The 23,880-nt window shown below is 69.8% G+C and carries 25 protein-coding genes; 15 read left to right on the plus strand and 10 right to left on the minus strand.

The features are described from left to right. Positions 1–52: 52 nt before the first annotated feature. Positions 53–1,984, minus strand: coding sequence for a HAMP domain-containing methyl-accepting chemotaxis protein (locus GYM46_RS04190; RefSeq protein WP_008262143.1), 1,932 nt, complete (start codon positions 1,982–1,984; stop codon positions 53–55). Between the two features lie 159 nt (positions 1,985–2,143). Here GYM46_RS04190 and GYM46_RS04195 point away from each other — a divergent pair, with 159 nt between their 5' ends. Further along, on the plus strand, positions 2,144–3,373 hold the full coding sequence (locus tag GYM46_RS04195) for a carbohydrate porin (RefSeq protein ID WP_040349939.1): 1,230 nt from the start codon (positions 2,144–2,146) through the stop codon (positions 3,371–3,373). 4 nt (positions 3,374–3,377) lie between these two features. Here GYM46_RS04195 and GYM46_RS04200 read toward each other — a convergent pair whose 3' ends face one another. Further along, positions 3,378–3,875, minus strand: coding sequence for an Lrp/AsnC family transcriptional regulator (locus GYM46_RS04200; protein WP_050771691.1), 498 nt, complete (start codon positions 3,873–3,875; stop codon positions 3,378–3,380). Positions 3,876–3,944: 69 nt separating this feature from the next. Here GYM46_RS04200 and GYM46_RS04205 point away from each other — a divergent pair, with 69 nt between their 5' ends. The 4 genes from GYM46_RS04205 to GYM46_RS04220 all read left to right on the plus strand — a co-directional run bounded on the left by GYM46_RS04205 (position 3,945) and on the right by GYM46_RS04220 (position 7,928). Beyond that, positions 3,945–4,847 (plus strand): EamA family transporter, encoded by a 903-nt coding sequence (locus GYM46_RS04205; protein WP_008259140.1) that lies wholly within the window; start codon positions 3,945–3,947, stop codon positions 4,845–4,847. A gap of 63 nt (positions 4,848–4,910) precedes the next feature. Next, positions 4,911–6,254, plus strand: a complete 1,344-nt coding sequence (fliI, locus tag GYM46_RS04210) for a flagellar protein export ATPase FliI (protein WP_008260293.1) — start codon at positions 4,911–4,913, stop codon at positions 6,252–6,254. Positions 6,255–6,258: 4 nt separating this feature from the next. Then, the gene (locus tag GYM46_RS04215) at positions 6,259–6,669 is read left to right on the plus strand and encodes a flagellar export protein FliJ (protein ID WP_008262669.1); all 411 of its coding nucleotides are present in this window, start codon (positions 6,259–6,261) and stop codon (positions 6,667–6,669) included. A 182-nt stretch (positions 6,670–6,851) separates the two neighbouring features. Further along, positions 6,852–7,928, plus strand: a complete 1,077-nt coding sequence (locus GYM46_RS04220) for an endo-1,4-beta-xylanase (protein ID WP_008263348.1) — start codon at positions 6,852–6,854, stop codon at positions 7,926–7,928. A gap of 68 nt (positions 7,929–7,996) precedes the next feature. On the opposite strand, the gene GYM46_RS04225 is transcribed toward GYM46_RS04220, so the two are convergent. Further along, entirely contained in the window at positions 7,997–8,221 is a 225-nt protein-coding gene (locus GYM46_RS04225; protein ID WP_008262985.1) for a hypothetical protein, read from the minus strand. Positions 8,222–8,414: 193 nt separating this feature from the next. On the opposite strand from GYM46_RS04225, the gene GYM46_RS04230 reads away from it, so the two are divergent. Both GYM46_RS04230 and GYM46_RS04235 read left to right on the plus strand, forming a co-directional pair. Then, complete coding sequence (locus GYM46_RS04230) at positions 8,415–9,131, plus strand: response regulator (protein WP_008262223.1); 717 nt, start codon at positions 8,415–8,417, stop codon at positions 9,129–9,131. After that, complete coding sequence (locus GYM46_RS04235; RefSeq protein WP_008262981.1) at positions 9,119–10,441, plus strand: sensor histidine kinase; 1,323 nt, start codon at positions 9,119–9,121, stop codon at positions 10,439–10,441. The genes GYM46_RS04230 and GYM46_RS04235 overlap by 13 nt, the downstream gene beginning before the upstream one ends. 55 nt (positions 10,442–10,496) lie before the next feature. Here the strand turns inward: GYM46_RS04235 and ctrA are convergent, their stop codons facing one another. Continuing rightward, positions 10,497–11,198 carry a response regulator transcription factor CtrA gene (gene ctrA / locus GYM46_RS04240; protein ID WP_008260932.1) on the minus strand — a complete coding sequence of 234 codons (702 nt, stop codon included), beginning with the start codon at positions 11,196–11,198 and terminating at the stop codon, positions 10,497–10,499. A 378-nt stretch (positions 11,199–11,576) separates the two neighbouring features. Here ctrA and GYM46_RS04245 point away from each other — a divergent pair, with 378 nt between their 5' ends. Further along, positions 11,577–11,933, plus strand: coding sequence for a helix-turn-helix domain-containing protein (locus GYM46_RS04245; protein WP_050771595.1), 357 nt, complete (start codon positions 11,577–11,579; stop codon positions 11,931–11,933). Then, positions 11,930–12,640, plus strand: a complete 711-nt coding sequence (locus GYM46_RS04250; RefSeq protein ID WP_008260995.1) for a DUF6456 domain-containing protein — start codon at positions 11,930–11,932, stop codon at positions 12,638–12,640. The genes GYM46_RS04245 and GYM46_RS04250 overlap by 4 nt, the downstream gene beginning before the upstream one ends. Before the next feature lie 2 nt (positions 12,641–12,642). On the opposite strand, the gene GYM46_RS04255 is transcribed toward GYM46_RS04250, so the two are convergent. Then, the gene (locus tag GYM46_RS04255; RefSeq protein WP_008264380.1) at positions 12,643–13,842 is read right to left on the minus strand and encodes a DUF1624 domain-containing protein; all 1,200 of its coding nucleotides are present in this window, start codon (positions 13,840–13,842) and stop codon (positions 12,643–12,645) included. A gap of 50 nt (positions 13,843–13,892) precedes the next feature. Here GYM46_RS04255 and GYM46_RS04260 point away from each other — a divergent pair, with 50 nt between their 5' ends. The 3 genes from GYM46_RS04260 (at position 13,893) to GYM46_RS04270 (ending at position 16,794) form a co-directional block, all read left to right on the plus strand. After that, positions 13,893–14,933 carry a TonB-dependent siderophore receptor gene (locus GYM46_RS04260; protein ID WP_008263850.1) on the plus strand — a complete coding sequence of 347 codons (1,041 nt, stop codon included), beginning with the start codon at positions 13,893–13,895 and terminating at the stop codon, positions 14,931–14,933. Then, positions 14,912–16,111: a TonB-dependent siderophore receptor gene (locus tag GYM46_RS04265; RefSeq protein ID WP_232216273.1), complete on the plus strand. Its 1,200-nt coding sequence runs from the start codon at positions 14,912–14,914 to the stop codon at positions 16,109–16,111. Before GYM46_RS04260 ends, GYM46_RS04265 begins: the two co-directional genes overlap by 22 nt. A 113-nt stretch (positions 16,112–16,224) precedes the next feature. Next, complete coding sequence (locus GYM46_RS04270; RefSeq protein WP_050771690.1) at positions 16,225–16,794, plus strand: class I SAM-dependent methyltransferase; 570 nt, start codon at positions 16,225–16,227, stop codon at positions 16,792–16,794. 7 nt (positions 16,795–16,801) lie between these two features. On the opposite strand, the gene GYM46_RS04275 is transcribed toward GYM46_RS04270, so the two are convergent. The 3 genes from GYM46_RS04275 to GYM46_RS04285 form a co-directional block, all read right to left on the minus strand. Next, positions 16,802–17,962 (minus strand): glycosyltransferase family 4 protein, encoded by a 1,161-nt coding sequence (locus GYM46_RS04275; RefSeq protein WP_008261799.1) that lies wholly within the window; start codon positions 17,960–17,962, stop codon positions 16,802–16,804. A gap of 4 nt (positions 17,963–17,966) precedes the next feature. Further along, positions 17,967–18,932: a glucosamine inositolphosphorylceramide transferase family protein gene (locus GYM46_RS04280; protein WP_008261125.1), complete on the minus strand. Its 966-nt coding sequence runs from the start codon at positions 18,930–18,932 to the stop codon at positions 17,967–17,969. 165 nt (positions 18,933–19,097) lie between these two features. Further along, positions 19,098–19,547: a SufE family protein gene (locus tag GYM46_RS04285; RefSeq protein WP_008259705.1), complete on the minus strand. Its 450-nt coding sequence runs from the start codon at positions 19,545–19,547 to the stop codon at positions 19,098–19,100. 243 nt (positions 19,548–19,790) lie between these two features. Here GYM46_RS04285 and GYM46_RS04290 point away from each other — a divergent pair, with 243 nt between their 5' ends. Further along, positions 19,791–21,440, plus strand: a complete 1,650-nt coding sequence (locus GYM46_RS04290; protein WP_008262990.1) for a sensor histidine kinase — start codon at positions 19,791–19,793, stop codon at positions 21,438–21,440. 4 nt (positions 21,441–21,444) lie between these two features. Here the strand turns inward: GYM46_RS04290 and GYM46_RS04295 are convergent, their stop codons facing one another. After that, on the minus strand, positions 21,445–22,317 hold the full coding sequence (locus tag GYM46_RS04295) for a hypothetical protein (RefSeq protein WP_008262221.1): 873 nt from the start codon (positions 22,315–22,317) through the stop codon (positions 21,445–21,447). A gap of 56 nt (positions 22,318–22,373) precedes the next feature. Here GYM46_RS04295 and GYM46_RS04300 point away from each other — a divergent pair, with 56 nt between their 5' ends. Both GYM46_RS04300 and GYM46_RS04305 read left to right on the plus strand, forming a co-directional pair. Next, on the plus strand, positions 22,374–22,703 hold the full coding sequence (locus GYM46_RS04300; protein ID WP_008264050.1) for a DUF1491 family protein: 330 nt from the start codon (positions 22,374–22,376) through the stop codon (positions 22,701–22,703). 128 nt (positions 22,704–22,831) lie between these two features. Further along, positions 22,832–23,377 carry a GNAT family N-acetyltransferase gene (locus GYM46_RS04305; protein WP_008261100.1) on the plus strand — a complete coding sequence of 182 codons (546 nt, stop codon included), beginning with the start codon at positions 22,832–22,834 and terminating at the stop codon, positions 23,375–23,377. 58 nt (positions 23,378–23,435) lie between these two features. Here the strand turns inward: GYM46_RS04305 and GYM46_RS04310 are convergent, their stop codons facing one another. Beyond that, positions 23,436–23,840: a winged helix-turn-helix transcriptional regulator gene (locus tag GYM46_RS04310; protein ID WP_156796398.1), complete on the minus strand. Its 405-nt coding sequence runs from the start codon at positions 23,838–23,840 to the stop codon at positions 23,436–23,438. Positions 23,841–23,880 lie beyond the last annotated feature (40 nt).

A 23,880-nucleotide genomic window follows, 5' to 3' on the forward strand; every position in this document is an offset into this window, starting at 1 on the left:
ATCCCGGGATCGGTTCTTCCGCCGGCCTCTGTAAGGCCGGCGAAGGAGACGCCTAGAAGGACTCCCACCCGTCCGCGTCGGGCTCCGACGCCGGCGCCAGGGCCGCGCCGCCGCGGCCGACGGTCTTCAGGGCGGCCACGGTGCGGGCGGGAGAGGCGGCGGGCCGGGCCGGAGCCGGAGCGGGGGCTGAGGCGGCGGGGCGCGCGCCGACACGGAAACGGGACACGGCGGCAGCCAGACCGTCGGCCTCCTGGGACAGGGAGTGGCTGGCGGCGGTGGACTGTTCGACCATGGCCGCATTCTGCTGCGTCATCTGGTCCATCTGATTGACCGCCGTATTGACCTGCTGCAGCCCTGTCGCCTGTTCGGCGGCGGACGAGGAGATCTCCGTCACCAGGCCTTCGATCTGGGCGACATGGGCCACGATCCGGTCCAGCGCCTGACCGGTCTCAGTCACCAGTTTCACGCCCGACCCGACCTGCACGGTCGATTGGGTGATCAAACCCTTGATCTCCTTGGCCGCCTCGGCCGAACGTTCGGCCAGGGCCCGCACTTCCGACGCCACCACGGCGAAGCCCCGGCCGCTTTCGCCCGCCCGCGCCGCCTCGACCCCGGCGTTCAGGGCCAGCAGATTGGTCTGGAAGGCGATCTCGTCGATGACGCCGATGATCTGGTTGATCTGGGCCGACGAGCGTTCGATCTCTCCCATGGCGGCGACGGCGTCGCGCACCACCGCGCCGCTCTTGTCGGCGTCGTCGCGCGCCGCCTGGACCGCGCCGGCGGCCTGGATCGCCCCTGCAGCGGTGGCTTTGACGGTCGCTGTGACCTCGTCCAGGGCGGCGGCGGTCTCTTCCAGACTGGCCGCCTGTTGTTCGGTGCGGCGCGACAGGTCGTCGGCGGCCTTGGCGATCTCGGCGGCGCCGGCGTTGATCGCGCCCGTATTGGCGGCGATGGTGCCGATGGCCTCCTGCAACCCCTCGACGGCGGCGTTGAAATTAGTCCGCAGCTGTTCGTAGGCGGGCGGGAAGGCGTCGGTGATGCGCACCGTCAGATCGGCCTGGGCCAGGGAGTCCAGCCCGCGGGTCAGTCCGGTGACGACGATCGCCTGCTCACGGGCGGCGGCCTCGCGCGACTGGTCGCCGACCGCGCGGTCCTCTTCCTCCTTCGCCCGGCGCCGGCCGGCCTCGGCCGCCTCGGCCTCGGCGCGGGCGACGATCAGGGCCTGGATGTCGACGACGGCGCGGGCGATGTCCCCGATCTCGTCCTTGCGGCGGGCCTCGCCCAGCTTCACCTCGGTCTGGCCCTGGGCCATGGCGCGCAGGCCCCCGGTCAGGCGGCGGATCGGCGCCACCAGGCCGCGCGACCCCGCCAGGATCAGGCTGATGCTGATCAGCAGGCTGGCGAGCACGGCGGCCATCATCACCATCTGTCCCGTCCTGGCCTCAGCCTCGGCGGCGGCGCGGTTCTTCTCGGCCGCGGCTTCGATCCTGTCGGCCGCCGCGCTCATGGCGGTCTCCAGGGCCGTGAACTGGGTCAGGAAGTCGGTCATGCCGCCCTGGGCCGCGACCGGATCGTTGGCGGCGAGTTCGACCATCCGGGCCGCCGCCGCGATATAGGCCTGAAGCGGCGCCTCGACCGCCTTCAGGGCCGCCTGGATCTCCGGGTCCGTCGCCAGGGCGTTGTTTTCCGCAATGGCCTGTTCGAAGATTTCGCGGTGCTCGGCCAGATCGGCCGTCACTGCATCGATATCGACGCCGTTGGCGGGATCCTTGGCCAGCATGGCCCCGAACACGTCGGAGCGCAGGGCGTCATGCATCATGTCGGCCTGCATGTGGTTGCGCAGCACGCTCGACGACACCGAAGCCCGCTCCAGCGCCCCGGCCAGCTTGGCGTTCATCACCAGACCGACGCCCGCCGTACCCACGGACAGCAGCAGGACGATGATCCCCGTGGCCGTGACCTTCTTGCCTATCGTCCAGATCATGACCGCTCCCGCCAACCTGACATTCCTTCGAACGGCGGTATACGAATTCTGGTTAATGCAAGATTTTCGGCCGCCTACGTCGTTTCCTCATGGCTGCTTAAGGACGATTTTCATTCCGCCGGGATTACGCCGCTCTCTGAACAGAACGGACGTATGGCCATGCAGAACGCTAAGCCCTCGGTTTTCAAACCCCTCGTCGCGGCGGTCGCCGCTGCCTGCGCAGCAATGGGCGCCGCAATGGGCGCCGCCCCGGCCCACGCCCAAGACCAGGCCCAGGACCAGGCCCGCGCGGCGGACCCGGACTGGACCCTGTCGGCGGAATATACGGCCGATGTTTCGGGCGTGGTGTCAGGCGGCGCGCAACGGGCGGGCCGGTATCTGGACAATCTGAGCGTCGAACTGGACGGCGACCTGGAACAGGCCTGGGGCTGGCGCGGGGCGCGGCTGCACATGTCGGGCCTGTATAACGGCGGGGGCGAGCCCAACGCCCTGGCCGGAACCCTGCAGGGCGTCGACAATATCGAGGTGGCGGCCCAGGGCGCCCGCCTGTTCGAGGCCTGGATCGAACAGGATCTGGGCGGATCGGCCACGCTTCTGGCCGGCCTGTACGACCTCAACAGCGAATTCTACGCCACCGAGGCCTCAGGCCTGCTGATCTCGCCGCCGTTCGGCATCGGCTCCGAACTGGCCTCGACCGGCCCCAACGGCCCGGCCATCTTCCCCTCCTCGTCCCTGGCGGCGCGGCTACGGGTCGGCGACCCGGACAGGACCTATGTCCAGGCCGCCGTCGTCAACGCCGACGCCCGCACCTTCGGCGATCACGGCGGGGTGGACACGGACCTGGACCACGGCGTCCTGGCCATCGCCGAGGTCGGCAGCCACGCCCCCTTCCGCTACGCCTTCGGCGTCTGGCGCTACAACCAGCGTCAGGACGACATCCGCGACCTGACCCCCGACGGCGACCCCGCCCACAGCATCGCCCAGGGCGCCTACGCCCTGGCCGAGGGTCAGATCTGGGGCGCCGCCGCCCCCGACGGCCCCCAGGTCGACGCCTTCGCCCGCCTGGGCCTGTCCGACGGCGACACCACCGACTTCCAGGGCGGCTGGCAGGCCGGCGTTCTGGTGCGCCAGGTCTTCGCCGCCCGCCCGGACAGCCAACTGTCCTTCGGCCTCCACCAGGGCTGGCTGTCCTCCAAGGCCCGCGCCAACCTGACCGACACGCCCGCCGACCCCGCCCGCTACGAAGAGGGTCTGGAGCTGACCTACGCCGACCGCATCGGCCGTTTCACGATCCAGCCCGACATCCAGCTGATCCGCGATCCCGGCGGCCTGAAGGACGTCGATGACGTGGTGGTGGTGTCGCTGCGCGTGATCACGCCGCTGTTCTGAGCCTCTAGCGTTCCAGCGCCACGCGGGCGGGATCGAAGCCGACGACTTCGCGGATCACGATCATGCTCTTGAAGCCGCGCACACCCTTTTCGGGGATCAGTTCGCGGATGCCGAAGGCTTCGTAATCCTGCATCGAGCGCACGGCGACGGTCAGCAGATAGTCGGTTTCGCCCGTCACGTCCCAGGCGCCCTGGACCTCGGGACTGGCCCTCATGGCGTGCTGGAAGGCCTCCATCACCTTGCGGTCCTGGGTGTTCATCTCGACCTGGACATGGAGGACGATGCGCGGCTCGACGCGAGCGGGATCAATCACGGCGACGTCGGCGACGATGACGCCCTCGGCCCGCAGCCGACGCAACCGGCGCAGCACGGCGGATTCCGACAGGCCCACCGCCTCGGCCGTCACCCGCGCCGGCTCAAGATTGTTGCGCCGGACGCGCGCCAGCAGCCTATGGTCGAAATCGTCAAGGGTGACGAAATTCGTCATTTCATGGCCTTTCATGACGAAATCCGGCGCATGAAAGCCGAAAATCGCCGGGAAGCGCAAGCTGAATTGCAATAGCTTCAGGCCATGACCTCCGTGGCCCTGAAACAGCACCTGACCTCGCCGCTGGCGATGCGCCTGATCCCCTATCTGGCGCTGTTCGCGGGCATGGTGACGCTGGCGGGCGGCACCTCCTTCGCCAAGACCCTGTTCCCGCTCATCGGGGCGCAGGGGACATCGGCCTATCGCGTCGGGATTTCAGCGGTTCTGCTGGTGGCGGTGTTCCGCCCCTGGCGATTCCGGCTGAGCCGCGCGGACCTGGGGGCCATCGCGCTGTACGGCGTCGTGCTGGGGGCGATGAACCTCAGCTTCTACATGTCGCTGCGGACCATTCCGCTGGGCCTGGCCATCGCCATCGAGTTCATGGGGCCGCTGAGCCTGGCCCTGATCCATTCGAGAAAGCCGATCCATTTCGTCTGCGTCGGCTTTGCGGTCCTGGGCCTGGGCCTGCTGCTGCCGCTGAAGGCCGGAACGGGTGCGCTGGATCCGGTCGGTATGGCCCTGGCCGCCTTCGCCGGCCTGTGCTGGGCCCTCTACATCGTGTTCGGCAAGCGGCTGTCGCATATCCATGCGGGCCAGTCCGTGGCCCTGGGCATGAGCGTTGCGGCCATGGTCGTCGTGCCTTTCGGCGTGGCCCATGCCGGCGCGGCCCTGCTGAACCCGGCCATCATCCTGGCCGGCGTGGCGGTGGCGATCTTCTCCAGCGCCCTGCCCTATTCGCTGGAGATGGTGGCCCTGCGCGGCATCCCCAAACGCACCTTCGGCGTGGTGCTCAGCGCCGAGCCGGCGGTCGGCGCCCTGGCGGGTCTTATCGTGCTGCACGAACACCTGACCGGCCAGCAGTGGCTCGCCATCGCGGCCATCGTCGTCGCCTCGGTCGGGGCCATCGCGACGACGCGGGAGACGCCGGTCGCCGCAGAACCGGTTTAACCGCCTTCACCCCCCGTTAACCACGATGGCCCATCTGGTTAACGCCTGTTCCTGGGGTCCGTCTTGCACACTCTCGTCGCCGCCGTCGAAGCGATCGATCCGCTGGTCGTCACCGGCAAGGTCGCGGGCGTCTCGGGCCTGTTGATCGAGTCGCGCGGGGGCCTGTCGCGTCTGGCGGTCGGTGCCCGGGCCGAGATCAGCCGGCGCGGGCAGACGGCCCTGCCGGCCGAGGTGGTGGGGTTCCGCGACGCCAAGGCTCTGCTGATGCCGTTCGGTCCGGTCGAGGGTGTGGCGCCCGGCGCCGAGATCCGCATCATCGACCAGGCCGCCAGCGTGCGCCCGACCACGGCCTGGCTGGGCCGGATCATCGACGCCTTCGGCAATCCCATCGACGGCAAGGGCCCCCTGCCCCAGGGGCCGGTCCCCTATCCGCTGCGCGCCCCCCCGCCCCCGGCCCATTCGCGCGGCCGGGTGGGCGAGCGGCTGGACCTGGGGGTGCGTGCCATGGACGTCTTCACCACCACCTGCCGGGGCCAGCGTCTGGGCATCTTCGCCGGCTCGGGCGTGGGCAAGTCGGTGCTGCTGTCCATGCTGGCCAAACAGGCCACCTGCGACGCCGTCGTGGTCGGCCTGATCGGCGAACGGGGCCGCGAGGTGCGCGAGTTCGTGGAGGAGACCCTGGGCGAAGAGGGGCTGAGACGCGCCGTCGTCGTGGTCGCCACCTCGGACGAGCCGGCGCTGAAACGCCGCCAGTCGGCCTATATGACCATGGCCATCGCCGAATATCTGCGCGACCAGGACCTGGAGGTCTTGTGCCTGATGGACAGCGTCACCCGCTTCGCCATGGCCCAGCGGGAGATCGGCCTGGCGGCGGGCGAACCCCCGACGACCAAGGGCTACACTCCCACTGTCTTCACTGAACTGCCCAAGCTGCTGGAGCGGGCGGGGCCGGGTCCTGTGCGGCCCGACGGCACCACGGCGGCCCCCATCACCGCCCTGTTCACCGTCCTGGTGGACGGCGGCGACCATGACGAGCCCATCGCCGACGCCGTGCGCGGTATCCTCGACGGCCATATCGTGATGGACCGCAAGATCGCCGAGCGCGGCCGCTTCCCCGCCATCGACGTGCTGAAATCCGTCAGCCGCACCATGCCCGCCTGCCAGACCCCGCCCGAGCGCGAACTGAACAAGCGCGCCCGCCAGTGCCTGTCGGCCTATGCCAATATGGAAGAGCTGATCAAGATCGGCGCCTATCGCACCGGGGCCGACCCCATCGTGGACCGCGCCATCGCGCTGAACCCCGCGCTGGAAGATTTTTTGAGCCAGGACAAGGACGACGCCACGCGTCTTACCGATTCCTTTACCCGGCTCGAGCACATCCTGAACCAAGGCATGATCAGAGAGTGACGAAATGACCGCTTGGGCCCAATCCCTGATCCGCATCTCCAACTACGAAGTCGAGACCCTTCAAAAACGCCTTGCCGAGATCACGTCCCGCCGCGCCACCGCCGAGATGCGCCTGGCCGTTCTGGACGCCGAGGTCGAGATCGAACGCGAGCGCGCCCGCGCGGACGCCGACGCCGGCATGATGCTGGCCGCCTATCTGAACGGCTGGAAGGCCCGCAAGGCCGCCGCCGAGGGCGACCTGACCGTGGTCGAAGCCGAGGAGGCCGGGGCCCGCGACGCCCTGACCGGCGCTTTCGAAGAGCTGAAGAAGTTCGAACACGTCGCCGAAACCACCCGCCTGAACAAGCTGCTCGCCGTCGCCAAGCGCGAAACCGCCGCCTTCGACGAGCTGGGCCTGCGGAAACGTGCGGTCTGACAACCAACATGCTTCTCCCTCCCCCTGCGGGGGAGGGGCGTCGCGTAGCGACGGGGTGGGGGCGGCAAGGCGCCGTCGCACGGATTTGAGGCAAACCAAGTCTGTGGGGCCTTGCCCGGCCCGGCCCACCCGGCTTCGGCTACGCCTTCGCCCCCCTCCCCCGCAGGGGGAGGGAGAATAGAATGTCGATCTCGCGCCGCACCGTTCTCGCCTCGGGCCTCGCGCTTCCTCTGGCTGCGCCCCTGGCCGCCTGCGACCGCATCTCGGCCGAACCGACCCCGCCGAACGTCCCCCCGCTGAAATCCGTCGCCCCCTGCCCCTTCGGCGCGGCGATAAAGGCCATGCAGATCGACGACCCCGACTGGGTCGCCCTGGCCCGCGCCAATGTCTCCCAGCTCACGCCCGAGTGGGAGATGAAGATGGAATATGTCCTGGCCGACGGCCTGGATCGGCCGAACTTCGACCGCTCGGACGCGATCGCCGCCTTCGCCCAGGCGAACGGCATGGCCCTGCACGGCCACACCCTGATCTGGTACTCGCAGGGCAAGGAAGCGTTCGCGGGCCTGTCCGGCGCCGCCTTCGACCGCGCCTTCGACGGCTATATCGCCGCCCTGGCCGGCCGGTATCGCGGCAAGGTCCGCAGCTGGGACGTGGTCAATGAGCCGATCCTGGACGACGGTTCGGCCCTGCGCGACTGCCACTGGAGCGCCCGCTACGGCCACGACGGCTATATGCTGCGCGCCTTCGAGAAAGCCCGGATCGCCGACCCCGACGGCGTCCTGTTCCTGAACGAATACAACCAGGAATCCGTCCCGGCCAAGGGCGCCCAGTTCCTGAAACTGGTCGAACGCCTGCTGAAGGCCGGGTGTCCGCTCCAGGGACTGGGGCTTCAGTCCCACCTGTGGATCGACATCCCCGACGGCGTCATCGCCGCCTATATGCGCGAGATCGCCCAGTTCGGCCTGCCCATCCATGTGTCCGAGCTGGACTGCACCCTGCGCACGGAAAACCCGCTGGATCTGCGGTCCCAGGCCGACCGGCTGGCCCGCCAGACCGCCCGCGTCACGGAACTGGCCGAGGCCTTCACCGCCCTGCCCCCGGCGCAGCGGTTCGCCTTCACCGTCTGGGGCCTGCGCGACACCGACAGCTGGTATCGCCAGGGCGACAAGGACGACGGCCGCGACAAACCGCTCCCCTTCGACAGTTTCGGCCGGCCCAATCCGATGGCGGCGGCCCTGGCGGAAGCCTTCAGGGCCTAGACGCAGCGACGCCCGCCGGCCTGGGGCCGACGGGCGCTGTACGACGGATGTGGGGGCGTGCGTCCGTCTTACTTCCTGCCGGGCTTGGCCGGCTTCACCTTGGCCGGGGTTTCGGCGCGGTGGTGACGGGCGCTGCGGGTCTGGTGCTGCGGACGGGCGCTCGAGGTCGCGGCCGGGCGGGCGGTCGCGGCGGATGCGGTCGAGGCGGGCACGGTTCCGGCGAAGGCGGCGCCGCTGGTCAGCAGGACGGTGGCGACGGCGCCCAGGATGGCGGGGGTGCGGAAGGATTTCATTTCAGGTCTCTCTGGTTGAGAACGTCCGGCCTCGTGTCGGACAGTCACTGTTTCGCGCCGCCCTCGGGCGGGTTCGCGTCCGTTCGGTGTCGCCGCATGTCGTCGGCGAACAGATTTGTGTCCGACTGTATCCGCCGCGCTTTGGCCACGAGCCGGGACGACAGATCGCCGTCCTTTCCTGCGCCGAACGCCCATGTCCCAGACCGCCGTCTTTCCCGTCCTGCTGGTCGTCGACGACGACCGCGACATCCGCAATCTGTTGTCGGAACATCTGGAACAGCACGGGTTTCGCACGGTGAAGGCGGCCGACGGACGGGCGATGCGGGCCGCGCTGGAGGCCGGGCCGGTGGATCTGGTGGTGCTGGACCTGAACCTGCCCGACGAAGACGGACTGAGCCTGTGCCGCGCCATCCGCGCCACGTCGCGCACCCCGGTCATCATGCTGACCGCGCGCGGCGATCCCATCGACCGGATCGTCGGGCTGGAGATGGGCGCCGACGACTATATGGCCAAGCCGTTCGAGCCGCGCGAACTGGTGGCGCGCATCCGCACGGTCCTGCGCCGCGCCGGCCATGACCGGGACAGGATCGAGGGCCGCCACGCGGACTTCTCAGGGTGGTCGCTGGACATCGCCGCGCGCGCCCTGACGGCGCCCGACGGGCGGCTGGCGCCCCTGTCCAGCGCCGATTTCGACCTGTTGCACGCCCTGGTGCGCAACGGCGGCCGGCCCCTGTCGCGCGAGCGGATCCGCGCCCTGTCCACCGTGGCCGACGCCGACGACCGCGCCATCGACCTGAGAGTCAGCCGCCTGCGCCAGAAACTGGGCGACGACGCCCGCAACCCGGCCCTGATCCGCACGGTGCGCAGCCTGGGCTATATGCTGTCGGGACCCGTGACATGGCGCGCCTGAGACGCGACGTGGGCCGCGCCGCCGATGGATCGACCGTGCGGCTGTTCCTGCTGCTGCTGGTGGGGGCGATGGCGGCGGCGGCGGTCACCTTCCTGGCGCTTCAGGTCGGCCACCATCGTGGGCTGAAGCGGGCGCACGAGTTCACCACGGCCGAGCGGATCGGCGACCTGGCCCAGTCGGACGACGATCCGGCCGCGGGCGTGGCCGCCGGCCTGCCCCCGGCGCGGGGCCAGAGGCTGGGACCGCCCGACGCGGCCCTGACCCAGGCGGTGGCGGCGGCGTTGGACCGGCGCGGCGTCAGCGGCGTGACCGTGCGGGCCTATGAGGCGGCGGACGCCGTCTGCGGGGCCGATCCGGGCGAGCGGCTGCGCTGCCGCATCCTGACCCTGACGCCCGACGGCGGCCCGGCCATGGCCCCCGTCGCCGTCAGCCTGCCCGCCGCGCCGCGCCCCTGGAGCCTGGGAGGCGAAAGCGCCGCCCTGCTGGCGGCCGGTCTGGCGGCGGTGATCGCCACGGCCTGGCTGGCGTCGCACCGCGCCGCCGCTCCTCTGGCGCGGCTGTCGGCCGGCGCCCTGGCCCTGGGCCGCGACCTGGACCGGCCGCCCCTGGTGGAGGAAGGCGCGCGCGAGGTGCGCCAGGCGGCGGCGGCCCTGAACGTCATGCAGACCCGGCTGCGGGCCATGATCGCCGAGCGCACCCGGGTCCTGGCCGCCGTGGCCCATGACCTCCAGACCCCGCTGACCCGGATGCGGCTGAGGGTCGAGAAGATCGGCGACGACGGCCTGCGCGCCCAGTTGATCGCCGACCTCGCGGCCATGCAGCATCTGGTGCGCGAGGGGCTGGACCTGGCGCGGATCGAGACGGCGCCCGAACCGGTGGTTCCCGTCGATCTGGACGCCCTGTTGTCGGCCCTGTGCGAGGACGCGGCCGACGCCGGCCAGCCGGTCGTCTTCGCCCAGGGGTGCGGCGCCGTCCTGCCCACCCGCCCCCAGGCCCTGCGCCGCTGCCTGACCAATCTGATCGACAATGCGGTGCGCCACGGCGGGGGCGCGACGGTCTCGGCGATGGTCGAGGGGACGACGACCCGGCTGGCGGTGCGCGACCACGGGCCGGGCGTGCCCGAGGATCGGCTGGAGGCCCTGTTCGAACCCTTCTACCGGCTGGACCCGTCCCGGTCGCGCGACAGCGGCGGCACGGGCCTGGGCCTGACCATCGCCCGGCGCATGGCGGAAGTCGCGGGCGGGCGGCTGACCCTGGCCAACGCCGGGGACGGCGGCCTGGAGGCGGTCGTGGCGTTCGACGCCCCCTGACGCAAAACGCCCGCCGTTTCCGGCGGGCGTTTCAGGATCAGGTGTCGGCGGCTTTTCAGGCGGCGACGCTGTTGGCGCCTTCGGCCGGGTCGCGCAGCACATAGCCGCGGCCCCAGACGGTCTCGATATAGTGTTTGCCGTCGGCGGCGGTGGCCAGCTTCTTGCGCAGCTTGCAGATGAAGACGTCGATGATCTTCAGCTCGGGCTCGTCCATGCCGCCGTACAGGTGGTTCAGGAACATTTCCTTGGTCAGGGTGGTGCCCTTGCGGAGCGAGAGCAGCTCCAGCATCTGGTATTCCTTGCCCGTCAGGTGGACGCGGTGACCGTTCACCTCGACCGTCTTGGCGTCCAGGTTCACGGCGATCTCGCCGGTGTGGATGATCGCCTGGGCGTGACCCTTGGAGCGACGGACCACGGCGTGGGTGCGCGCGATCAGCTCGTCCTTGTGGAAGGGCTTGGTCAGATAGTCGTCGGCGCCGCCGCCGAAGGTCTTGACCTTGGTCTCGATCTCATGGCTGCCCGACAGGATCATGACCGGCGTATTGATCTTGCCGACGCGAAGCTGGCGCAGGACCTCCAGACCGCTCATGTCGGGCAAGTTCAGGTCAAGCAGAATGAGGTCGTAGTCATAGATCTTACCCAGATCGATGCCTTCTTCACCCAGATCGGTCGTATAGACATTGAAGCCTTCCGACTTGAGCATCAATTCGATGCTTTGGGCAGTTGCGTGATCGTCTTCAATCAACAGGACGCGCATTCGTGCCCCTCCAGGCAAAAGCTTTGCGGTAACCACCCAGCCACACGGTTGGGTAACCTTGTTCGCAGGTTAAGACCCGAAAACCTTAAGAAGGGTTAACGCCGAGCCATTGAGTCGTTCCTAAGCTGATTTGCGAATCGCCGTCGAGAGTCTGGAGTCAACGATTCGAAATTAATTAACCATGTTTCCCTCCCGCCCCCCGCGCCGGCCCCGGGTTCGCATTCGCGGCTCCGAGGCCTAGGTCGCCGACCGGGCCGATCACAACCCCAAGGCGGTTCTGGCTTCACGTCCGCTTCTGACGTTGAATAGGATCATATTCCTATCACAGGCGCCGCGTCGATCTAGGATGGCGCATCAGGTTTGTGATGGGAGAGAGTGATGCTGGAGGATTACAGGGCGCCGGTCGGCGAGGAGGACCGGACCAAGGCCGGGCTGGCGGTGCATCTGGTGGCGGCGCGCACCGGCGCCCTGCCCGACCGGATGACGGCGCGCGGACGGCTCGACCCGCTCAGTTCACGCGCGCGCTGGCTGGCCATGTATCTGTCCCATATCGCTTTCGGCTGGACGCTGGAACGGGTCGGCCATGTGTTCGGCATGAACCGCACGACGGTCAGTGCGGCCTGCCGCTGGGTGGAGGACGAACGCGACAGCCGCGCCATCGACGACCTGCTGGAACAGCTGGAGGCCTGTATCGCGGGCCTGTACGACGCGCCGCGCTGGGAGATGCCGCAATGAGCCGCGCCGTCGAACGCGCCCGCGACCTGCTGGTCCGGTCCGGCGCCTGGCTGTCGGCCGAACACGGGGTCTATGCGCTGCGGCTGGGCGCCGACCGGCGCGGCCGCGTCAGCCTGACCCTGGCCGAGCCCGAGTTCCGCGCCCTGATCGACCGGCCCGGCCTGCGCCGTCGCCCCCAGGGCGGCTGGGTCGCGCGCCCGTCCGGCTGCGAAGGCCCCTCCGCCCCGCCGGGCCGCCCCGGCGTCATCGACGGCCAGCGCACCCTGATCGACGCAGAGGGCCGCATGATCCGTCACGCCGCCAACCTGGGCGAAAGCCCCATCGCCTGGCTGGCGCGCCGCCGGGACGCCGCCGGCCGACCCTGGCTGACCCCGGCCGAGGCCGCCGCCGGCGAACGCCTGCGCACCGAGGTGGAACAGGCCCGCGCCTGCCCGTCCCTGACCATGCGCTGGGACGCCCTGCCCCGCGCCGGGGCCGGTTCTGCGGCGCGGATCGAGCCCGGCGACCGCGCCCTGTCGGCCGGCCGTCGCGTCGAAGAGGCCCTGACCGCCGTCGGTCCGCGCCTGCGCCCCATGCTGACGCGGATCTGCGTTCACGGCGACAGTCTGAAACTGGCCGAAACCGGCCTGGGCCTGCGCCGCCGCCAGGGCAAGACCCTGCTGAAACAGGCGCTACAGGCCCTGGCGGACCACTATGGGATCGGTTGAGGTCACAGGTATTTCATCCAGGCGTGCGGGCTGCGCCGTTTGACGCCGGCAAACCAGCGGCAGGCGTACCAGCAGGGCACGGCGACCCCGGCGGCCAACAGCCACAGCCAGGCGACGTTCGGCACGCCGAAGCCGTCGCCCTGATTGGCGCCGAACAGGGCCAGGGCCGACAGATAGACCAGGTGCAGCCCGTAGATGTGGATCAGATAGAAGAACAGCGGCGCCCCGCCGAACACGGCCAGAACGCCCGTCAATCGGGACGGCGCCTGTTCCAGGCCTGCGAGAAACAGGGCGCCGAGGCCCAGCGTCAACAGGATGAAATCGGCCGACGGCGGATATTTGGTCAGGTTCAGCACGCTCATGACGGTGTGCAGCGGCGTGGCCTGGACGGCCCAGGGCGTCGGGTCGCCGTAGACATTGAGGCCCCGGAGCACGATCAGCAGCGTCAGGGCGGTCAAGCCGGTCAGGACCAGTCGCCGCAAACGCAGCGACGCATCCCCGACGAACCACGGTCCGATCCCGTACCCCAGGGCCGCCACCCCGATCCAGGGCAGCAGGGGATAGGAGGTCCGCACCTGACCGCCCCAGGGCAGGTCGATCAGGGTGCGGTCGTGCAGCACCGCCCACAGGACATGACCCGGCTGGCCCGCCGCGATCGTGATGGGATCCAGCAGATTGTGGCCCAGGACGATGACCAGCCCCACGGCGATCAGGACCGGACGCGGCAGATGCACCAGGGCGGCCAGGGCGATCATCGACAGGCCGATGGCCCAGATGACCTGGAGATAGATGATCTGGGGCGTGAAGGAGAAGCTCCAGCCGAAGCCGACCAGCGTCAGTTCCAGCACCACCAGAAACAGGCCGCGTTTCAGCAGGAAGTCGGACGCCGCCCGTGCGCCGACCGCCCCTCCCCCTCGGCCGTTGCCGTAAAGCCAGGCGCCCAGTCCCGTCAGGGCGATGAACACCGGTGCGCACAGATGGGCCGACAGCCGGGTGAAGAACAGGGCCGGAGACGTCGTCTCCAGGTTCATCGGGTCCGAGACCTGGGCGTGGATGAAGAAGAACTCCCGCGCGTGGTCCACCAGCATCAGCAGGATGACCAGGCCGCGCAGGGCGTCGATGGAACGGATACGGCCGCCCGAACGGACCTGTTCGGGCGGGGCGACGGAAGCGGGCGCAAGCGTTGCGGCGGTTGACATCATCAGGCGGAAGCGGATAGCCGATACTTTATAACGTTTCAACGGAGTATCACGTGTCCCTGCTTTCGAGCTGCGCCAGCCTGTGCCTTCTGGCCGCCGCCAACGCCGAAGCCGCCCCTGTTCTGGAAGCGGCGCCGGAACCCGCAGAAGCCACAACGGTGGGCGAGATCGTGGTTCTGGGCCGTCGGGCGTCGCCGCATGACCGTACCCTGGGCGTCGGCGCAGTGACCGAGCGGATGTCGCCGTCCAGCCGGTCGATCGAAAGCGACCTGCTGCACGCCGTCGGCGCCACACGCCTGTCCGACGCCCTGGAGCTGGTCAGCGGCGTCAGCCAGCAGAACAACCGCGGCGGGGTGATGGACAATTTCGCTATCCGCGGCTTCCTGGGCACGCCCGACGGCGGGGCCGAATATTATGTCGACGGCTTCCTGGCCAACCGGGGCATGGCCCCGCCGCGCGACCCGGCCACGGCCGAGCGGATCGAGGTGCTGAAGGGGCCGGCCGGCGCCCTGTTCGGCGACATCGACCCGGCGGGCCGGATCAATATCGTCTCAAAGACCCCGCGTTTCACCCCCGACGCCGTCTTCACCGGCACGGTCGGCTCCTTCGGCGTGCGGCGAGGCGAACTGGACGTGACCGGCCCCCTGTCGGACAGCCTGGCCGGGCGGCTGGTGCTGGCGGGCGAGACCAGCAGCGGCTGGCGCGACCATGTCGGGATGGATCGCACCTCGGTCGCCCCGTCCCTGACCTGGCGGCCCAACGACGCCCTCCGCCTGACCTATGTGGGCGAGTTCACGGTCTTCTCGACCCTGTTCGACCGCGGCATGCCCGCCGTGAACGGCGACGCCCTGGCCCTGCCGGAGTCGAACTACTACGGCGAGCCCAGCGACGGCCCGACGCGGTTCCGCAACGAACGGCACCAGATCACCGGCGAGTACCAGATCAGCGACAACTGGAGCCTGAACGGCGGGGTGGCCTGGCGGGGCGGCTCGCTGAAGGGCCTGTCCAGCGACCATTCGCGCCTGGTCGGCGAGACGCTAACGAACGGCACCAGATCACCGGCGAGTACCAGATCAGCGACAACTGGAGCCTGAACGGCGGGGTGGCCTGGCGGGGCGGCTCGCTGAAGGGCCTGTCCAGCGACCATTCGCGCCTGGTCGGCGAGACGCTGTGGCGCCAGCGCCGGGGTCGCGACTTCACCGTCGAGGACCTGTCGGCCCGGCTGGAGCTGAACGGCGTGGTGGCGACCGGCCTGGGCGTGCACACTCTGGGCTTCGGGGTGAAGGCCTATCAGCTGACCTATGGCGAGAAGTGGCTGAGGATCAATCCGACGGCGGCCAACCCCTATCCGATCGACCTGTTCAACCCCGTCTATGGCGCGGTCCCCAGCCCCACGCCCCTGCCCTTCACCGACAATCTGGAAACGCGCGAGGTCGTCACCCTGTACGCCCAGGACCTGTGGGAGGTGAACGACCGCCTCAGCCTGGTCGCGGGCCTGCGCTGGGACGACTACAGCCAGACCATCCGCAACAACCGCACCGGCGCCGTGGGCGAGAACAAGGACAGCCCGGTCGATTATCGCTTCGCCGCCCGCTATCGCCTGACCGACGCCCTGACCGCCCACGCCAGCTATGGCCAGTCCTTCGTGCTGAACTCCGGCACGGGCCGGACCGGCGCCGGCTTCACGCCCGAAGAAGGCAAGGGCTATGAGATCGGCCTGTCCGGCGCCTGGGAGAGAATCGACCTCGCCGCCACCGTCTTCGACATCGAGAAGACCAACATCCTGACCAGCGACCCGGTGGACGCTAACTATCTGGCGCCGGTCGGCAAGCTGACCTCGCGCGGGATCGAGCTGGACGGGTCGGTGCGGGTGGGCGAGGCCTGGCAGGTGGTCGCCAACTACGCCTGGACCGACGCCAAGGCCGACGACAAGGCCTTCGCCACCGACAAGGTCCTGAACGTGCCGGAACACTCCGGCTCGCTGTTCGTGGTCGGTCGTTTCGCCACGACCCACGGCACGGACTGGTCGATGACGGCCGGCGCCGCCTATGTCGGCGACCGGGCCGCGACCCTGACCACCGACGGGGTGCGGCTGCCCGCCTACTGGAAGGCCAAGGCGGCGGTCGAATATGGCCTGACGCCCCAGGTCACGGCGCGGGTCGAGATCGACAACCTGTTCGACGAACGCTACGCCGCCAGTTCCTACAGCGCCCTGTGGATCTTCCCCGGCGCCCCCCGCAGCCTGCGCGCCTCGCTGCGGATCGCGCTCTGACGGGCGGGGGGCGCGGGTCGGAACGATTGGCAGACGCGCGCCGTCCCGATAACACGGCGGTCTTGGATCGAGGGGAGACGCGCGTGGGATTGGGACGCTACATCAAGGGCGTGATGTCCAGACTGGCCCCCGGGGCCGCCCCCAATGGGGCGCGCTCCGCCAAGGCGCGGCGGATTCGCGGCCTGCCGGATCGGCGTGTGATGGCGGAAAGCTATGTGCCCGCCCTGGCCGCCGACGGCGGACGCATCCTGTGGGTCGGGTGTCGCGAATATACGCTGGACGACTATGCGGCGCTGGAGGCGAACGGCGGCGAGGTCTGGACCACCGACATCGACCCGTCCGCAGAACGCTGGGGCCGCAAGGGCCGCCACCGCACCGGCGACGTCTGCGAGGCCGACGCTCTGTTCGGCGACCTGACGTTCGACGCCGTCGTCTGCAACGGGGTGCTGGGCTATGGGGTGGACAGCCCCGAGCAGCAGCGGCGGGCCCTGGCGGCCCTGGCGGCGGTCTTGCGTCCCGGCGGGCGGCTGTTGCTGGGCTGGAACACCGACAAGATCGACGACCCGGTGGCGGCGGGCCTGACCGCCCCCGCCTTCGCCCCCGCCCCCCTGGGCGATCGGCCGACGCGGGTGGGGTTCGACGCCGTGACCCACGTCTACGACAGTCTGATCCGCCGCGCCTGATCCGGCGTCAGGGGAAGGAACGGCCCCTGCGCGACACGCCCAACCCGGGCAGCGCCGACGGCCAGAACCGCCGCCTCCGGGGCTGGCCGGCGCCGGACCGGTCCGCCAGGGTTTCGCGCAGCGCGTCCAGTTCCGCCGCACGGGCGGCCGGAGAATGGACCTGTTCGACGAAGGCTTGGCCGCCGCGCGCCAGGGCCAGACGCGCCTGCGGGTCCTCGATCAGCCGGTTCATGGCGTCGGCCAGGGACCGGGCGTCCTCAACCCCGACATAGACCGCGTGGTCGCCGCTGGCCTCACGCAGGCCGCCGCGTCCCGACGAAATCAGGGCCGCCCCGGCCGCGTGCGCCTCGAGCGCGGTCAGCCCCATGGCCTCGCGGACGCGCGACGGCGTGGCGGCGATGGCGGCGCGGCGCGTCACGGCCTGCACCTGGACCAGCGACGCCGACTTGTGGATCTCGACCCGATCGCCGAACCGGTCCAGCAGCCGCACATGGGGCTCGGCCCAGTCGCTGTTCCGGTCCCATTCGCCCAGCACCAGGGCGCCGCGCCAGTCGGGATGACGGTCCAGCGTCTCGGCCAGAGCCTGGCAGAACAGGTCCAGCCCCTTTTCCGGCAGGGCGCGGCCGCAGAACAGGATCAGTTTCTCGCGCGTCTCTGGATCAGCCCGCCAGGCCTCGACGTCGATGGGATTGGACACGACCGCCACCCGGTCCGCCAGGCGCGGATAGTCGGCCGCGAACTCCTGACCCGCGGCCTCGCTGACGAAGACCAGACGGTCGAAACGGGCCAGCCGACGGCCGTAGCGCCAGGCGTCTATCGGATTGTGCGCGGGTCGGATCCGCGTGTGGCGGTACAGGACATGGGTCGCCTGGGGCAGGCTGCGGGTCATTTCGGACGCCGCCTTGAGCTGCTGGTGGTATTCGACGACGGCCGGGTTCAGGGTCGTCAGAATCCGCCCCACCGCGGCATTGCGCGCCTTGCGCCCCAGGCCCGCCGGAACGGTCAGGGTGTGCGTACCGGCCGGCGTCGGGCCGCCCGCGTCGCAGATCAGGGTCACGGCCGCCTGAAGCCGGCTGTAGCCCGACAGGGTGCGGACCACGGTTTCCATCGAATTGCCCTTCTCAGGGCAGAAGTCGCAGCCTCGCGGCAGGATGACGGCGATACGCATGGCCTCAATCTTCCTTCCGACCAGGGGACGCCGTGAACATCTCGGGGTAGGCGACGGCCCCCGTGGCGCGCCGCCCGCGCGGGCCGTTCACGCCCAACAGACGCCGCAGCTTGAAACTGGCCTTCAGCCAGGGCTCGACGGCGGACCGGCGCTCGGCCTTGACGTCGATACAGGTGACGCCGCCCAGGCCGGACAGGGTGTGCAGCCCGTCGGAAAAGCCCGGCGACAGATCGCCCGGCTCGAACCGCCGCACCGTCGAGGCCGCGAACGTCCGGGGCGACAGGGCGTCGATCCGCAGCAGATTGATCGCCACGCCATAGGCGGCGGCGCAATCCTGAACCGGCAGATGGACGGCGCCGTCCTGCACGAAGGCCGTGCCGCCCGGACGCGAGACGTCCAGGCCGCGCATCACCGGATTGCCGGGATGGGGCGTCCAGGGACCGGTCAGGGTCTCGGCCCAGGCCGCATGGAGTTCACGCATCGCCCGGTCGTCCGGCCCGGCCAGGGCGTAGAACAGCCACCACCGGCCGTCGTGGCGGACCACGGTCGGGTCGATGGCCGCCGCCTCACCCAGGCGCGCGACGGCCTGCCACTGATCGGGAAACCGGACGCAGCGATACAGGATCAGGCCGCCGCTCTTGTAGCCCTCAGGCAGCATATAGAGGGCGTCTCCGTCCTGGATCAGGGTCGGATAGGACAGGTGCCAGGGCTCCGACAGGGCCAGGCCCTGGTCCACCAGACGGTCATCGGCGTCGTACCGATAGAAGCGGATCCGGCCGCGACGGAGGTGATAGTCGAACGCCTCGACGAAGACGGTCAGCCCGCCGTCCCGCTGGATCGCGAACGGATCGGCCAGATAGGCGTAGGGGCCGACATCCGGCAGCCAGACGATCTCGTCCGGGCGGGGCGGGCGATCCACGACATCGGCCAGGGGACGTCGGATGAAACCGGAACGCCACAGGTCGAACATGACGCGGTCCTCAGCCGGCCTGAGGCGGCGGGGCGACCGACCGGCAGTGTTCTGAAATCACGCGCATCCTGGTTCCGACCCGACGTTCTTCGACGCTCTCGATCAAGCTTTACCTTAGGAAGGGCGTCGAGAACGAGGCGTGGGGCGAAATAAATCCGTGCGGCCTCACCCCGCCGCCCCGTTCGCGATCTGGGCCGCCTCTCGAATCCGGCCGACCATGCTGTTCAGGCCGTTGGCGCGCTGGCGCGTCAGGGCCGAGGGCAGGCCCAGACGGTCCAGTGCGGCCTTGGCGTCGAAGGCCAGGATCTCGGCCGGGGTGCGGCCGGAATAGAGTTTGAGCAGCAGAGCGATATTGCCCTTGGACAGGGCGCTGTCGCTGTCGGCGGCGAACCACAGGCGGTCGCCCTCGACCTGGGTCGCCAGCCAGACCCGGGCGGCGCATCCGGGCACCTGGTTGGCCTCGATACAGTCGGCCGGGTCCAGCGGGGCCAGGCCCTTGCCCAGTTCGATCACATATTCGATCCGCTGCTCCCAGTCGCCCAGCAGGTCGAAATCCTCGGCCAGTTCGGCCAGGGTCTGGTCAAGACTGTCGGTCGGGGGCGTGCGCTGGGTCATGGCCGCCAGATAGGCCGCGCGGCCGTTAACGACAACTGGCTGTTTTGTCCCCCGATATTCATGGTGAACGCGGGTTCGGATATCGCCTGGAACGGGAGCGGCCTCGCACCGACTCGGCGGCCGGTTTAGGCTCCAGACGAGCAACAACGGCCAGAACGCTTGTACGTCCACCCGCCACAGTCACGGCAGACCCCCTCCACGACGAACGCCGCGCGTTCGGCGACGGCGGTCCCGTCATCGCTGTTGGCCCTGTGGCACGCCTGCTGGGCGGTGGCGGCCAGCGTGACCGCCTTTGCGGCCCAGAGCCTCGGCGGACTGCCGGACAATGTGCTGGCCGCCCTGCTGCTGACGGCCCTGCCCGGCATCGGCGGGGTGATGCTGATGGTGCGCGATTCCATCGGCCTGAGATTCGTCCTGATGGGAGGCTGGCTGCTGGCGTCGGTGGCGGCGGCCGGCCTGACCGGCGGGGCGACCGGGGCGGTGCCCGGCCTGCTGGTCATGCCCCTGGCCGCGGGCATCGTGCTGGACCACCCGCGGATCGGCGACGACCGTCTGACCCGGCTGGGGATCGCCGCCCTGGTCCTGCCGCTGGTTTCGGGCCTGATTTCGTCGCTGCTGAACGGCGCCGAGGCCCAGCCGCCGGTCCTGGCCGCCGTCTCCGGCCTGCTGGCCGTGGCGGCCACCGCCTCGGCCATCGGCCTGACCTGGAACGAGCGCCGCAAACGCCTGACCCTCGCCGAGGCGAACAGCCGCCGGGTCGAGGCGGTGCTGAACGCCCAGCCCGGCCTGACCCTGCTGCTCGATCCGGCCGGCCGCGCCGTCGCCGCCTGGGGCGCGCCGCCGCCGTCGGTCTCCATCGACGCCCTGGTGAACCAGGGCCTGATCGCCGCCGTCCACGCCCCCGACCGCCCCGCCGTCGCCGCCGCGCTTCAGCGGGCCGCCGCCGGCCAGACGGCCGAGATCCTGTTCAGCCCCCGCCAGGCCCTGGACCGGCGCGTCGTCATGATCCTGCGGCGGTTCGACCACGGCCAGGATTCCGGCGGCGATTCCGGAGGCGACCCGCCGCGCCTGATCGCCCAGGCCTTCGACGGCACCGCCCAGTTCGCCCGTGAACTGGGCCTGGAGAGCGCCCGCGCCGAGGCCGAGGCCCAGAGCGCCGGCAAGACCCGCTTCCTGGCCAATATGAGCCACGAGCTGCGCACCCCGCTGAACGCCGTGATCGGCTTCGCCGACATCATGCGTCAGCGCCTGTTCGGCCCCCTGCCCGACCGCTACGCCGGCTACGCCGACTCGATCCATCAGGCGGGCGGCCATCTGCTGGACCTGATCAACGACGTGCTGGACCTGTCGAAGATCGAGGCCGAACGCTACGAACTGGCCCTGGAGTCCCTGGACGCGCGCGACCCCGTGTCGGCCGCCGTCGCTCTGGTCCGCGTCCAGGCCGACGACAAGGGGGTCGATCTGGCCCCGGTCCTGCCGTCCATTCCCCTGACGGTCCAGGCGGACGCCCGCGCCCTGAAGCAGATGGCGCTGAACCTGTTGTCGAATGCGGTCAAATTCACCCCGACCGGCGGGTCCGTCACCCTGACCCTGGACGGGGTCGGCCCCTATCTGGAGCTGGTGGTGTCGGACACCGGCGTCGGCATCGCGCCGGAGGATCTGCGACGGGTCGGCCGTCCGTTCGAACAGGCCGGGGGCGCCGACCAGAAGGCCCAGGGCACCGGCCTGGGCCTGTCGCTGGTCCGGTCCCTGACCGAACTGCACGGCGGCCGGATGAGCATCGACAGCACCCTGGGCGAAGGCACGGCCGTGATGGTGCGTCTGCCGGTCATCCCCATCGAACCGGTTGAGACGCGGGGCGAGGCGCCGGTCGAAGACCTCGTCGCGCCCTGACCGCCTAGGTCTGGCCCATCGACAGGAAGGCGCGGCCGGCGGCGAAGTCGCCGGTCTCGAAGGTCGAGCGGGCCACGCTGCCGTCGCGGAACAGGAATTCGACGGTGAAGATCTCGCGCGGATCCAGGGCCGACAGGGCATCGGCCTCCGAGGTCGGGAAGACCCACATCTGGCCCGCCTCTCGCCCCTCGACCAGCAGACCGGCGTCCGCCGCCGAGACGCCCGAGGCCCAGACGGCGCGGCGCTGGGTCTGGGGCGGCAGTTCGCGCGCCAGCCAGGGCCGCGGCGCCACGGTCGCGTCGCGCATGACGATCCGCACCCCGGTCGGCCGTGACCGGCCCTGCCAGGACACCACGGCCGCCAGCTGATCCGGCCGGCCCATCCCGCCGACCATGCCGAACCGCACCGGCGAGGCGCCGGTCCGCGTCGCCTGCATCAGCCGCCAGGTGGGCCGGGCGTAGGCGGCGCGATCAGCGCTCCAGCCCGCCCGTTCGCCGGGAAAATTCATCCGCGCCATCCGCGACCAGCCGGAGAAGGCGTCGCGCACCCGGCCGCTGACCGTCTTCAGATCGGGGGAGTCGCACCGGGTCGCCGCCGCCCGCGCCCGCGCCCGCGCCGCCGTCTCGGCCAGGTCTCGGTCATTGCCGCCTGCGCGCAGGGCCGCGCCCCGCGCCTGCCAGGCGGCGGCGGTCAGGGCGGCGGTCAGCTGGGGCTGGAACAGGCCGCAGCGGGCGTTGGCGGCCAGGACGAAGCTGCGCTCATAGTATCGATCCGCCGGCGCCGCGCCCGCCATGCCCGGACCCGCCGCGACCGGGGCGGCGATCAGGGCGGCGGCGATCAGGGCTTGGGTTCGCCGGGTGGAAGAGCCTATTCTCATCCCCTGACCCTGGCACGTCCCGCCTTTGGGTCTGGTTTCCGTACAGGGTTAGCGAATTGCTTCTATCCAGCGACCTGTGGGTCAGCGCCCTGATCCGCCGCGCCGAGCTCGAGGGCGCCTACGCCACCGTGGTCAGGAAGGGCGACGACCGCGCCGGCTCGGTCATCGTCAAGGCCTACGACACCGCGACCCGCACCGCCAAACTCTACACCGAGGCCTTCGGAAACGACGGTGAACCCCTGTGGATCCAGCCGGTGACCAGCGACAGCGAAGCCGAACTGGACGCCTATATCGCCCGCCAGCGCGGCTACGACCCCGACCTCTGGGTGGTCGAGATCGAAGACAGACAGGGCCGGCATTTCATCACCGAGAAGGTGCAGGGGTAAGGCGCGAAATCACCCGGCCGCTTTCTCCTCAGCGGTCGCGAGGGTCTGGTTCTATGGCGGGCGCCTGTTTCATAAACCGACCCCTTGGCAGACTCAATTTGCATGCGATTGCGGTGTAAGGCCTCCGAATGACCAGCGAAACGATCACCCTCGCCGAAGCCGATCCCGCCGAGTTCGCGATCTTCAAGAAAGAGCTGCAGGACGCGTTCGCAGTGGCGGTCGTCGATGAGTTCGGCGATCTTCCAGACGGGCCGATACCCTCGGACGAGGTGTTGGACGGCGCCGTCGAATCCCCTGGCGCGGTGGCGCTGCGCATATTGTGCGATGGCCGGAAGGTCGGCGGCGCCGTCGTCACAATCGACCCCGTGACCCACCGCAACTCTCTCGACCTCTTTTTTCTGAAGGTCGGCGAGGAGGGTCGGGGGCTCGGCCTCAAGGCCTGGCGCGCCATCGAGGACCGTTTTCCCGAGACGATCGCCTGGCAGACGCACACGCCGTATTTCGAGAAGCGAAACATCCACTTCTACGTCAACAAGTGCGGCTTCAGGATCATCGAGTTCTTCAACAAATATCACTCCGACCCTAACAATCCTGAGGCGCAAGACGATCTTCCCGGAGACGGGGATGCTTTTCAGTTCGAAAAGATCATGAGAGCGTCAAGTTCAGAGCTTTGAGCGGGTGGGGGTGGACAGCTCCCTCTCGGACCTTGCGTCGCCCGCTCTGCATCGGCCCCTACCCCTTTCGCGCGTCGAACGCCGCCCGCGCCGTCTCGATCCGGTCGATATTCTTCTCCGCCCACGTCCACACCCCGCAAAACGCCTCGGCCAGGGTGAAGCCCAGGTCGGTCAGCCGGTATTCGACCTTGGGCGGGATCACCGGATGGACCGTGCGCACCACCAGGCCGTCGCGCTCCATCTGACGCAGGGTCTGGGTCAGCATCTTCTGGCTGATGCCGCCGACCAGCTCGCCCACGCGCGTGAACCGGGTCTCGCCGTGTTCGGCCAGGACCTCCAGGATCAGCATGGTCCACTTGTCGGCGACCCGGCCGATCGCCTCGTTGACCAGGGCCTCGACGCGCGGATCGGCGACCTCGCCGGTCTCGGGGTGTGAAATTCTTGCGGGCGGAACAGCCGTCATGTCCATTTCTTCCTTCGCGGTAAGTATGGCGGTTTCCGGT

Source organism: Brevundimonas mediterranea (assembly GCF_011064825.1).
Taxonomy (GTDB): domain Bacteria; phylum Pseudomonadota; class Alphaproteobacteria; order Caulobacterales; family Caulobacteraceae; genus Brevundimonas; species Brevundimonas mediterranea_A.

Bases quoted from the DNA above. Each gene is read 5' to 3' on its own strand.
- GYM46_RS04190 (WP_008262143.1), bottom strand. From the start codon at position 1,984: ATGATCTGGACGATAGGCAAGAAGGTCACGGCCACGGGGATCATCGTC.
- GYM46_RS04195 (WP_040349939.1), top strand. From the start codon at position 2,144: ATGCAGAACGCTAAGCCCTCGGTTTTCAAACCCCTCGTCGCGGCGGTC.
- GYM46_RS04200 (WP_050771691.1), bottom strand. From the start codon at position 3,875: ATGAAAGGCCATGAAATGACGAATTTCGTCACCCTTGACGATTTCGAC.
- GYM46_RS04205 (WP_008259140.1), top strand. From the start codon at position 3,945: ATGACCTCCGTGGCCCTGAAACAGCACCTGACCTCGCCGCTGGCGATG.
- GYM46_RS04215 (WP_008262669.1), top strand. From the start codon at position 6,259: ATGACCGCTTGGGCCCAATCCCTGATCCGCATCTCCAACTACGAAGTC.
- GYM46_RS04220 (WP_008263348.1), top strand. From the start codon at position 6,852: ATGTCGATCTCGCGCCGCACCGTTCTCGCCTCGGGCCTCGCGCTTCCT.
- GYM46_RS04225 (WP_008262985.1), bottom strand. From the start codon at position 8,221: ATGAAATCCTTCCGCACCCCCGCCATCCTGGGCGCCGTCGCCACCGTC.
- GYM46_RS04230 (WP_008262223.1), top strand. From the start codon at position 8,415: ATGTCCCAGACCGCCGTCTTTCCCGTCCTGCTGGTCGTCGACGACGAC.
- GYM46_RS04235 (WP_008262981.1), top strand. From the start codon at position 9,119: ATGGCGCGCCTGAGACGCGACGTGGGCCGCGCCGCCGATGGATCGACC.
- ctrA (WP_008260932.1), bottom strand. From the start codon at position 11,198: ATGCGCGTCCTGTTGATTGAAGACGATCACGCAACTGCCCAAAGCATC.
- GYM46_RS04245 (WP_050771595.1), top strand. From the start codon at position 11,577: ATGCTGGAGGATTACAGGGCGCCGGTCGGCGAGGAGGACCGGACCAAG.
- GYM46_RS04250 (WP_008260995.1), top strand. From the start codon at position 11,930: ATGAGCCGCGCCGTCGAACGCGCCCGCGACCTGCTGGTCCGGTCCGGC.
- GYM46_RS04255 (WP_008264380.1), bottom strand. From the start codon at position 13,842: ATGATGTCAACCGCCGCAACGCTTGCGCCCGCTTCCGTCGCCCCGCCC.
- GYM46_RS04270 (WP_050771690.1), top strand. From the start codon at position 16,225: ATGTCCAGACTGGCCCCCGGGGCCGCCCCCAATGGGGCGCGCTCCGCC.
- GYM46_RS04275 (WP_008261799.1), bottom strand. From the start codon at position 17,962: ATGCGTATCGCCGTCATCCTGCCGCGAGGCTGCGACTTCTGCCCTGAG.
- GYM46_RS04280 (WP_008261125.1), bottom strand. From the start codon at position 18,932: ATGTTCGACCTGTGGCGTTCCGGTTTCATCCGACGTCCCCTGGCCGAT.
- GYM46_RS04285 (WP_008259705.1), bottom strand. From the start codon at position 19,547: ATGACCCAGCGCACGCCCCCGACCGACAGTCTTGACCAGACCCTGGCC.
- GYM46_RS04295 (WP_008262221.1), bottom strand. From the start codon at position 22,317: ATGAGAATAGGCTCTTCCACCCGGCGAACCCAAGCCCTGATCGCCGCC.
- GYM46_RS04305 (WP_008261100.1), top strand. From the start codon at position 22,832: ATGACCAGCGAAACGATCACCCTCGCCGAAGCCGATCCCGCCGAGTTC.
- GYM46_RS04310 (WP_156796398.1), bottom strand. From the start codon at position 23,840: ATGACGGCTGTTCCGCCCGCAAGAATTTCACACCCCGAGACCGGCGAG.